Below are 9637 nucleotides of genomic sequence, written 5' to 3'. Positions count from 1 at the left end.
GTGACATTCCTTAAATTATTTAAAATAATTTTACCATCATGAGCTTGGTAACAACTTACATCCTCGATTGTCCATTCAATCTTAACAGGAAGGTATTTAATCTCTCGGATAATTACACTATCACATCCATATAGAGATTGCAGGGATATTGTATCCATACCAACAGAATCTTTGAAACAAGTGGATGTTATTCTATATTCCAAATATGATTTTTCCAGAGTGAGTTCGAATAACAACTATACTGTCGCAATAAACTCCATTAAATCGATCTACCTTAATCCCTGCCTGAGTTGGATCACATGTTCTTGAGTTTATAAATAATGTATCAATGCTGGCATCGAGATAATTTACAATTACAACAGAATCGCATTTTCCATTAACTTGAAAATATATTGTGTCTTGCTTTGGAATAGTTCCCAAGCAGGTGAATTTTTGGATTATGCTGGTATCTGCTTTTGCAGACTAATTTCCTTGATTAAAATTGAGTCACAGCCAAAAATATTGGTCAAATTATAGACAAAGGTTCCTTCCTTTAAGGGATCACAAGTCCTGTGTTTGATAAAATTACTATCTCGCTTAAGGGATAAAATCTGGTTATTACAAGGCTGTCACAGAAATTTGTAGAGATTGTCACCGTATCCTGAAATGATAAAAATATTCCACAAATCGCAGTATCTCTATAGGTAAATTTTTTAGCGTTATACTTAAAGAGATTAATTAATTGAATCACAGCCATATTTGTTTTTAAAAATGAACTATCTTTTCTTACTTCATTTGAATCACATGTAAAAAATATATTTTCATTATAATTTTTAAGGGCTGGGTTTGTTTGGATGATAACTACACTATCACAAGGTTTATCCGGATAACTTATATAATTAAAGCTAGTATCCAATGAAAAGCAATCATATTGAATAATCAATGATGAATCTGGCTTTACATATTGATTTAGATATACTATTACAGAATCACAAGACAGATGAGAATTTAAAATTTCCAGCTGGATTGCCGGAAGATTGCGATCACAAGTCAAGCGTCTTATAAAAGTTGTATCAATTATAGCTCCAATATTATTTGTAATCACGACACTATCGCAGCCAGGTAAAAATAAGTTTGGGTATCTTGTTTCGATACTTTTCCTCCACAAACATACTTTACGAACAACACTGGTATCACTTGCATCCTATTGTTTGAAAGAGGCGAATGTTTTAATAAAATTACCACAAAGATCGGTTGCTGTAAATTCAACGGTAATATCTAAAGCAAAAGAATCTCCATTAAAATTATTTTTCCATTTTAGATTGGAACATTCATCAATTGCTTCTGCATTTCCCATTTTGCATCAGCCATCTTTTTAGAGAATCCCTGGCCAATGAAGAGCATTGAAGTAGAACAGTGAGAGCTGGTTTAATAAGATTGGTTTAACAGTATCACTAATAATGTAATGTGCTGAAAAATATGTTTCATTATTACAGTCATCTAGTGGCTATAAAATAAACTGTCATAGTGTCGCATGGCCTAGTTGGTATGCTGTCATATTGGGCACTGAAATAAACCTTTCCACAGTTGTCTTTGACCGAAGCCCCGCCAGATGATGAAACCCAGCTTAAAAATGTATTTTTATTATGCGTTTTACAATCAACAATTTTGTCCTTTGGGGGCGTAATAATTTTAGGAGCTTCTTCATCTTTAATAATTATCTCCTGATTAAGGATTTTAGTATTGCCGCATTTATCAGTAATGGTCCATTCTCTGAGAAGAATTTGTTCACAATCATCAATCTTTTGGGTGCTGGTCTTTATTTTTACGACCGGATTAGGATCGCAATTATCACTGATTTGCAATCCCGGAGGAGGAGGTACATCCTTGAGACAAGAATAGATTTCATTAAGAGGTTCATTAAGGATCATGGGCTGTTCCTTGTCAGCCGGACATTCAAAAATTTTAATATCATCTACTAAAGTCCCGGCATAAATCAAATCACCCACGCTGCTAAATTCCATTTCTGCTGTAGGCCCTTGGGCTATAAACATATAAGATTGCTTAAACCAGGCAATTGCCCCGGAAATAGTTACTGTCCAACTAACATCTAACCAGGCCCCGCCTGCAATTTGTAGGGTACCTGTTGAACTATGTCCGCTTCCATTCTGAGCCGTCCAAAAATCAATTCTATAATTATTTCCGGCCGTAAGTCCTGTAAGCATGTAGGAAATTCCACCAAAACCGGGAGAACCATGCAAATCGATAAAATTAGTTGCCCCATTCGGATTCCCATTTCCCAAATTGGCGTGACTTCCTTCCACATGGTCTATCGTTGCGCGTGTTACTCGCCATCCGGCAAAAACCGAACCTGACCCATAGGTGATAAATCCTCCAATAGGTGGAGATGTTCCCTCCTCAAAATCAAGATTTGGAAAACTTAATTCTGTAAAATTACCACAACAACAGGTTCCACCCTGCACAATTCCAATTGGAAGATTAATCTTATTATTTAAACTCTTCAATTGAGCCTTTAGACAAAGGGCGAAAAGTCCTGATAAAACTAAAACTAACCCAATATTATAAGTTACTTTATAACGGTATTTCTTCATAGACTTAAAAATTAGGTTAATGCCGTTACGGATAAAATAATTTCAGGCGTCTCTTCGTGCCAGATTGTAGGTGTACCTTTGATATAACTAATTTCATTCATTCTGCATGTAAAGTTTTCTAGCCTTACACTCATGAGAATAGTGGAAAATTTTAATCTCCTTGACACATCTAAAATTTTATATAAAATTAGTGGAATTTGATTAATAAACTGAACATTTGTTGACTCTGGTAAAAATTGAACTTTATCCTACTCTATATCAAGCAACAATACATAACTTTGCGAATGGATATTAAATGTAAAGCATGAAAAAACACAATTTCTACGCAGGTCCTGCAATCCTGCCACAATCGGTTCTAAAACAGGCAGCAGATTCAGTAATTAATTTCAGTAATATGGATCTTTCCTTACTTGAGATTTCCCACAGAAGTAAGGAATTTGAAGCTGTTATGGCTGAAGCAGAACAACTTGTGCGAGAATTACTCTCTCTGAATGATGATTATGCTGTATTATTTCTCTCCGGAGGAGCCAGCACACAATTTTTTATGGTTCCAATGAATCTACTCGGAGAAACTGAGAAAGCATATTACATAAACACAGGAACTTGGGCAACATTGGCCATTAAGGAAGCAAGAAATTTTGGAAAAGTTGAGGTTTTGGCTTCTTCGGAAAATGATTATTTTAGGCAAATACCAAAAGGATTTGCTGTTCCCAATGATGGGGCCTATCTTCATTTGACATCCAATAACACCATTTATGGGAGTCAATTTCAAACATTTCCAAAGGCGGCAATTCCCATAGTCTGTGATATGTCTTCAGACATCTTTAGTAAAAAAATTGATGGAAAAGATTTTGGATTAATTTATGCCGGTGCTCAAAAAAATATGGGCCCTGCAGGAGTCACGCTTGTTGTAGTAAGAAAAGATCTATTGGGTAGAACCCAAAGAATATTGCCGACCATGTTAAACTACAAAACACATGCTGAAAAGGGATCTATGTATAACACCCCACCAGTTTTTCCTATTTATGTTTCCATGTTAACCATGAGATGGATAAAACAAATGGGCGGTTTGGAGGCAATGGAAAAACGAAACCAGCTCAAAGCAGAAATTCTTTATCATGAAATTGACAATAACCCTTGTTTTGAAGGAACTGTTTTAAAAGAAGACAGATCGTGGATGAATGTCGTTTTTGTTCCTAAACAAAAAGAATATGAAACATTATTCCTTGAAGAATGTAAAAAAGCGGGTTGTGTTGGACTTGCAGGACATAGATCTGTAGGGGGATTCAGGGCATCTTTATACAATGCGTTGGAAAAAGAAAGTGTTGAAGTTCTGGTAGAGGTAATGCAAAGTTTTGCACTTAAATATGCTTAGAATAAAACCTTTTAAAGAAATACAAAAAATCAAATTTCTTGATTTTGAATTACCTCTTGAAATTCACTTTGAATACAGGATGTCTGCAAGGGTCTCTCTTGGCAAAAATAAAGCAATAGTCCGAATTCCAATAATTGCCAGCAGTGGACAAAAGGATCAGCATATCCTGTGGGCAAAGGAATGGATTTATAAAAAAATCACAAAAGATCCCAGCTTTAGTAAAAAATATAGCCCGCGCGTATATGAAAATGGTTCAAAATTTCAAGTCAGACAAACTGAATTTACCATTTTCATTTCAGAATCTGATAAAAGAATAAATGGAGTTGGAAAAAGAATTAAGACCAATATTTTTATTGAACTTCCTAAAAATTTAGATTCCATAGCCAGTCAAAAAATGATTAGCGACATCATGAGTAAAGTTATGTCTACAACCTATTTAAATGGAGTCAAATCAAGAGTTCAATCTATCAACGAAAAGTTTTTTAAACAGGAAATCAACTCGATCAGATTAAGAAACAATAACAGCAATTGGGGATCATGTAGTACAAACAAGAACATTAGTCTTTCTTCCAGACTCTTGTTGTGTCCTGATTTCATTCTTGACTATATAATAATACACGAATTATCTCATCTGGTGCACCACAACCATTCAAAAGCATACTGGAATCTTGTAGAATCGGTGATGCCTGACTATATGACTGCTGAAAAATGGTTAAAAAAACATGGTGAAGAATATCACTGGTAAATTTTATATAATTGAATATCAATTATTTATAAGTTTATAATTTAATTTTTCATACTTAATTCAATTATTTTGCAACGTTTTATAATTAAGCGACTCTTTATATTACAAGACAGCCACAATCAAACAAAATGGAGTCCCTTGTAGAAAGAGTAAAAAGAGCCGACCAGAGAGCGTGCAGGGAATTGTATGATCAATTCAGTAAACCCATGTACAACCTTTGTCTGAGAATGATGAATCATGAGCACGATGCTCTGGATGTCTTGCAGGAGGCTTTTGTCAAGATTTTCCAGAACATAGGTCAATTGGATCAGGAAGGATTATTGCCAGCATGGATTAAAAGAATTTGCGTGAACACATGCCTTCAGTCAATTGAAAAAAAGAAAAAATTGAGATTTGAAGACATAGAAAATACGCCTGTCCTTATAAACATGAATGATGAAGAAAATTTGGTAAATGAGGAAGAGTTTGAAAATAATCTTAATAAAATAATGTCATCTCTTAGTCTGCTGCCGGAAAAATACAGAATTGTTTTTACGATGTATGCCATAGAAGATTTTTCCCACGAAGAAATAAGCCAGATGCTGGGGATAGCAAATGCAACATCAAGAAGTCAATATTTAAGGGCCAAACAAAAGTTGGTTGAAATTTTAAAAAAAAATGAAAATTATGAAAGATCGACTCAAAGAATGTATACAACTGCATAAAACGGAACTTGATCAAAGGACACCTCCTGCAGAGCTCATTGATAAAATCCTGGATAAGTCCTTTCCTTTAAATAAAAAGGAGTCTGGTAAAACATATAAACTATTCTTTTCATCACCTTTCAAATACTATTATGCCGCTGCTTCTTTAATTCTTGGCATTGGACTGTTTTATTATTATCAAAACAATACATCCAGTTCTCCTTATTTTACCAACAATCCAATGCAAGAAATTAGTCCTCTGTTGTCCAACCAGGGATCGGTCATTGAACAAATCAATGATTCCGAAACTGATTTAAACGCTGATACCAATCTTATTAGCCAACAAGAAATCATTTCACACCAAAATAATATCGGTACCAAAATACTCAATAACAAAATCAAGTTACCTAATGAAAAACCAAATAAACTTTCATCATTATCCACAGTAGAAAAAGATCATCAAAATATTGAGTTTAATTCACAAGTTGCATCCACAATAGACACTACCGAAAACTTCATTTCTAAAGATGTTGTCGTCAACGATTCGGAAATTAAAAATAATGAAACTGATAATTTCAAAGACAATGTTTTAGAGACCAGAAATGCCCCAGTTGAGAGCAATATAAACAAAGACTTGGCATTGGAAGGCGATCAAGCCCAGTCACTGGGTAAGACAATTAGAAAGGGAATCTTTAATATGCTATCCAAAAAGACAAGTGAATGGACGGACAATACACTCACAATTAAAGAATCAGAATCTCAACATAAAACGACTATTGCAGTAGATTTTAAAAGCGAAGCTTTTGAAATGTCAAAGTCATTGTCTTTTACTACTAAATAATTTATTTAAAATTTTAATCATAAATCTGAAAATATGAAAACTGTTTTTTTATCTCTATTGCTCGGTATCCAAATGATGCTCAATGCTCAAGTAACTCCACCTCCTGCTCCTCCTTCTCCACCAACACCGCCGGAACCACCTTCAATGGAAAAAAAAGAAAATGGTGACACCGTCAAAATAAAACTTGGTGACAGGGATATTTTTATTATTGAACGCAAAAGTGAAGATAAGAAGTCAAAAAAGGAGAATGATGATGATGATGATGATGATGATGATGACAAAAGCATAGATCGCAAACATTCAAATAAAGAAAATATCAATCCCGAAAAAAAACATAAGAAATCAAAGGGCGCTGATGTTGATTTTCTTGATATTGACTTAGGATTAAATCTACTACAAAGTAATAAGGTCAATAACGAAGTTTTGGTCAATGATCTTGAAAATAAACCATTTAGTTCCTGGTCCTGGACTCTCAACTTTCTACCTACTAAGATATATTTAGGGAGTAAAAATGTACAGCTCATGACATCTTTAGGTTGGAGAATTGGAGAATTAACTTTTAAAGAAAAACTGAGTTTTGAACCAAATCAAACCTTGGTATATACAAAGGATGATAAAGTTAAAGTATCCAGTATGGATTTCCAACATTTACAAATACCTCTTATGTTATACTTCCAAAGCAACAAAATTAAAGGCCTGGGAAGAATTGGAATGGGTGTAGGGGGCTATGCTGGAGTGTTGGTGCATCAGGAATCAGAAGTGAGAAGGGAGGATGTCAGGAGAAAAATCGAAACCGAAGAAGACTTTGGTTTTAACACATATCGCTATGGTCTTAGCAGTAGAATTGATATAGGCGCTTTAAAGTTCTATGCCAACTATGATCTTAGTCCTACCTGGGAAAAAAATGACTTTCGGACTTTGGAGTGCGGAATCTGGTTAGATTTCTAATTCTCTTATAAAATTTAAGGTATCGTTTTACTTTCTTCTAAATGTGGTAAGCCTGCAATGATGATTGCGGGCTTTTTTTATTTTAAGATAGAATGTCATTAACTGCCTTATTTTTACTCCACAAATTAACCCGTGAAAATCAATAAATCGCTCTTACATGAAAAGGCCTTACAATTAGGTTTTGACCAAATAGGTATTGTTAAGGCGCAAAAATTAGACAAGGAATCAAAACAACTTGAAGAGTGGTTGAATAAAAATTATCATGGTGAAATGCATTACATGGAGCGTTATTTTGACTTACGCACCGACCCAACATTGCTTTTACCAGGGTGCAAATCTGTCATTGTGTTGAGCATGAATTATGATCAACCCACACAAGAATCTAAACCAAATAAACCAAAAATATCAAAATATGCTTTCGGGAAGGATTACCATAAGGTCATTAAAAAACAATGCAAAAAATTGATTGCATACCTGAAGGTTTTATATGGAGATATTCAAATCCGGGCATTTGTTGATTCGGGTCCAATAATGGAAAGAATTTGGGCAGAAAAAGCTGGAATTGGTTGGAATGGCAAAAACACACTTAACATAAATCCAAAAAAGGGTTCTTATTATTTTCTAAGCTGCATTCTTACGGATTTGGAGTTTGAATATTCCCAGTCCATAAGGGATCATTGTGGAACTTGTAAAAGATGTATCGATGCTTGTCCAACCGGTGCAATTCATCAGGATGGTTATCTGTTGGATGCCTCAAAATGCATTTCCTACCTTACTATTGAGTTAAGAAATGCCATTCCGGAAGAATTCAGACCCAAAATGGAAAACTGGATTTTCGGATGTGATATTTGTCAGGAAGTGTGCCCGTGGAACCGCTTTTCTGTCCCCTCAAAGGTTGAAGATTTCAAACCAAATCAAGATTTATTGGACCTGACTTTATCAGAATGGTTAGAAATTTCAGATGAAACCTGGAATAAATTATCATTCGAATCACCCATTAAAAGAGCAGGAAAGGGAAATTTTCAAAGAAATATCCGCTTTATTTCCTGAAAGTATACAATCCATTATCATTTTGTTTTGTTGTCTAAATGTGTGATTTAACATCAGAATCCTTACTTTTACGCCATTATTCAAAATAGCCATATATGAAGCTGAATCTTAAAATTTGGAGACAAAAGTCACCTGCCCAGAAAGGTGGTTTTGAAAAATATTCCGTAGAGGCCAATGAACATATGTCATTTCTTGAAATGCTGGATGTGCTGAACCAGGACCTGATTGATGAGAAAAAAGAACCAGTCGCATTTGATCATGATTGTCGTGAAGGAATCTGCGGAGCTTGCAGTATGGTTATAAATGGCAGACCTCATGGTCCAAACAGTGGAACCACCACCTGTCAGTTGCATATGAGATTTTTTAAAGAAGGCGATACAGTTGTAGTAGAGCCTTTTAGAGCCAGGTCATTCCCTGTAATTAAAGATCTGGTGGTGGATAGAGGAGCCTTTGATAGAATAATCCAGGCAGGTGGATATATATCTGTCAACACAGGTCAAGCAATGGATGGAAATTCCATCCCAATTGAAAAAGACTTGGCATCGAAGGCTTTTGATGCTGCCGCTTGCATAGGCTGTGGAGCTTGCGTTGCGGCCTGTCCCAATGGGTCTGCCATGCTCTTCACTGCTGCCAAAGTTTCTCATCTGGGATTGTTGCCCCAGGGTGAAGTGGAAAACTCAAGGAGGGTATTGAATATGATTAAACAAATGGATGAAGAAGGTTTTGGTATGTGTTCTAATGTAGGTGCTTGCGAAGCTGAATGTCCAAAAGAAATATCCCTTGAAAATATAGCCAGATTGAACAGATATTACACCACCGCAGTCTTAACTTCAGACCTTAAATCTTAAATTTCAATAGTTTCCCTGGCCAAGTGCCAGCATAATGTGCGCTAGATGGTGTTTGCCATGCCAGCTGTACATCCCAATAGACTCGCCCAACGTGATTAATCTATTGTGTCCCGGGTGAAAAAAACTTTTTTTCAATTCCTCATGACTTAAACTGGACAAAAATACTGTCCACCTTTGATGCAAGGCATCTAGCAATTGTAGGGATATTTGAACATCCACATCTTTTACATCTTTCATTACGGACCACAATCCTTCATTATATGGGTTAATGATTGGTGTTTGCTCAGAAGCTGCCAGCTTATGGCGGACGTAGGCATTGATATGACTGTCGGCAAGGTGATGTACAAGTTGACGGATCGTCCAACCCCCATTTCTATAGGTCAATGCAAGATTTACATCCTTACCATGGTTGACTAAGTTGGAAAGCAGACCTGGAACACTTGCAATGTCAGCTATCCAGGCAATTATCATTTCTGAATCAATAACCTCAGGCGAACTCCATTTACCAATTGGGTATTTTAACTTTTCTAAATCCATAATAATAATTAAATAACTG

General features: G+C 35.5%; 13 protein-coding genes (1 of these 13 running past the window's edge). 7 read left to right on the top strand and 6 right to left on the bottom strand.

What is annotated here, in order from left to right; all coding sequences use genetic code 11:
- From IPJ83_02010 to IPJ83_01990, 5 genes are all read right to left on the bottom strand, one after another.
- Nucleotides 1-203 carry the start of a gliding motility-associated C-terminal domain-containing protein gene (locus IPJ83_02010; GenBank protein MBK7879324.1) on the bottom strand. It extends 679 nt beyond the left edge of the window, so the window shows 203 of its 882 coding nt (coding positions 1-203); the start codon lies at nt 201-203; the stop codon falls past the left edge of the window.
- A gap of 329 nt (nt 204-532) precedes the next feature.
- Complete coding sequence (locus tag IPJ83_02005) at nt 533-1147, bottom strand: hypothetical protein (protein MBK7879323.1); 615 nt, start codon at nt 1145-1147, stop codon at nt 533-535.
- A 36-nt stretch (nt 1148-1183) separates the two neighbouring features.
- Nucleotides 1184-1336 (bottom strand): hypothetical protein, encoded by a 153-nt coding sequence (locus IPJ83_02000; protein MBK7879322.1) that lies wholly within the window; start codon nt 1334-1336, stop codon nt 1184-1186.
- A gap of 139 nt (nt 1337-1475) precedes the next feature.
- Nucleotides 1476-2591: a hypothetical protein gene (locus IPJ83_01995; protein ID MBK7879321.1), complete on the bottom strand. Its 1116-nt coding sequence runs from the start codon at nt 2589-2591 to the stop codon at nt 1476-1478.
- A gap of 11 nt (nt 2592-2602) precedes the next feature.
- Nucleotides 2603-2758: a hypothetical protein gene (locus IPJ83_01990; protein MBK7879320.1), complete on the bottom strand. Its 156-nt coding sequence runs from the start codon at nt 2756-2758 to the stop codon at nt 2603-2605.
- A gap of 137 nt (nt 2759-2895) precedes the next feature.
- On the opposite strand from IPJ83_01990, the gene serC reads away from it, so the two are divergent.
- From serC to IPJ83_01955, 7 genes are all read left to right on the top strand, one after another.
- Nucleotides 2896-3966, top strand: coding sequence for a 3-phosphoserine/phosphohydroxythreonine transaminase (gene serC / locus IPJ83_01985; protein ID MBK7879319.1), 1071 nt, complete (start codon nt 2896-2898; stop codon nt 3964-3966).
- On the top strand, nt 3959-4711 hold the full coding sequence (locus tag IPJ83_01980; GenBank protein ID MBK7879318.1) for a M48 family metallopeptidase: 753 nt from the start codon (nt 3959-3961) through the stop codon (nt 4709-4711). Before serC ends, IPJ83_01980 begins: the two co-directional genes overlap by 8 nt.
- Nucleotides 4712-4839: 128 nt before the next feature.
- Entirely contained in the window at nt 4840-5415 is a 576-nt protein-coding gene (locus IPJ83_01975) for an RNA polymerase sigma factor (GenBank protein ID MBK7879317.1), read from the top strand.
- Nucleotides 5378-6235, top strand: coding sequence for a hypothetical protein (locus IPJ83_01970; GenBank protein ID MBK7879316.1), 858 nt, complete (start codon nt 5378-5380; stop codon nt 6233-6235). Before IPJ83_01975 ends, IPJ83_01970 begins: the two co-directional genes overlap by 38 nt.
- 33 nt (nt 6236-6268) lie before the next feature.
- Nucleotides 6269-7183, top strand: a complete 915-nt coding sequence (locus tag IPJ83_01965) for an outer membrane beta-barrel protein (GenBank protein ID MBK7879315.1) — start codon at nt 6269-6271, stop codon at nt 7181-7183.
- A gap of 132 nt (nt 7184-7315) precedes the next feature.
- Nucleotides 7316-8233, top strand: coding sequence for a tRNA epoxyqueuosine(34) reductase QueG (gene queG / locus IPJ83_01960; GenBank protein MBK7879314.1), 918 nt, complete (start codon nt 7316-7318; stop codon nt 8231-8233).
- Nucleotides 8234-8328: 95 nt separating this feature from the next.
- On the top strand, nt 8329-9081 hold the full coding sequence (locus tag IPJ83_01955) for a succinate dehydrogenase/fumarate reductase iron-sulfur subunit (protein ID MBK7879313.1): 753 nt from the start codon (nt 8329-8331) through the stop codon (nt 9079-9081).
- 3 nt (nt 9082-9084) lie between these two features.
- On the opposite strand, the gene IPJ83_01950 is transcribed toward IPJ83_01955, so the two are convergent.
- Entirely contained in the window at nt 9085-9618 is a 534-nt protein-coding gene (locus IPJ83_01950; GenBank protein MBK7879312.1) for a putative metal-dependent hydrolase, read from the bottom strand.
- Nucleotides 9619-9637: the final 19 nt, after the last annotated feature.

Source organism: Candidatus Vicinibacter proximus, from assembly GCA_016713905.1.
GTDB lineage: Bacteria > Bacteroidota > Bacteroidia > Chitinophagales > Saprospiraceae > Vicinibacter > Vicinibacter proximus.
The sequence above is the reverse complement of the archived record's forward strand: the minus strand, read 5'-3'. Positions and strand labels throughout refer to the sequence as shown.

Excerpts from the sequence above, each read along its gene's own strand:
- IPJ83_02000 (MBK7879322.1), bottom strand. The coding sequence starts at position 1,336 with ATGGGAAATGCAGAAGCAATTGATGAATGTTCCAATCTAAAATGGAAA.
- IPJ83_01950 (MBK7879312.1), bottom strand. The coding sequence starts at position 9,618 with ATGGATTTAGAAAAGTTAAAATACCCAATTGGTAAATGGAGTTCGCCT.
- serC (MBK7879319.1), top strand. The coding sequence starts at position 2,896 with ATGAAAAAACACAATTTCTACGCAGGTCCTGCAATCCTGCCACAATCG.
- IPJ83_01980 (MBK7879318.1), top strand. The coding sequence starts at position 3,959 with ATGCTTAGAATAAAACCTTTTAAAGAAATACAAAAAATCAAATTTCTT.
- IPJ83_01970 (MBK7879316.1), top strand. The coding sequence starts at position 5,378 with ATGAAAGATCGACTCAAAGAATGTATACAACTGCATAAAACGGAACTT.
- IPJ83_01965 (MBK7879315.1), top strand. The coding sequence starts at position 6,269 with ATGAAAACTGTTTTTTTATCTCTATTGCTCGGTATCCAAATGATGCTC.
- IPJ83_01975 (MBK7879317.1), top strand. The coding sequence starts at position 4,840 with ATGGAGTCCCTTGTAGAAAGAGTAAAAAGAGCCGACCAGAGAGCGTGC.
- IPJ83_01955 (MBK7879313.1), top strand. The coding sequence starts at position 8,329 with ATGAAGCTGAATCTTAAAATTTGGAGACAAAAGTCACCTGCCCAGAAA.
- IPJ83_01995 (MBK7879321.1), bottom strand. The coding sequence starts at position 2,591 with ATGAAGAAATACCGTTATAAAGTAACTTATAATATTGGGTTAGTTTTA.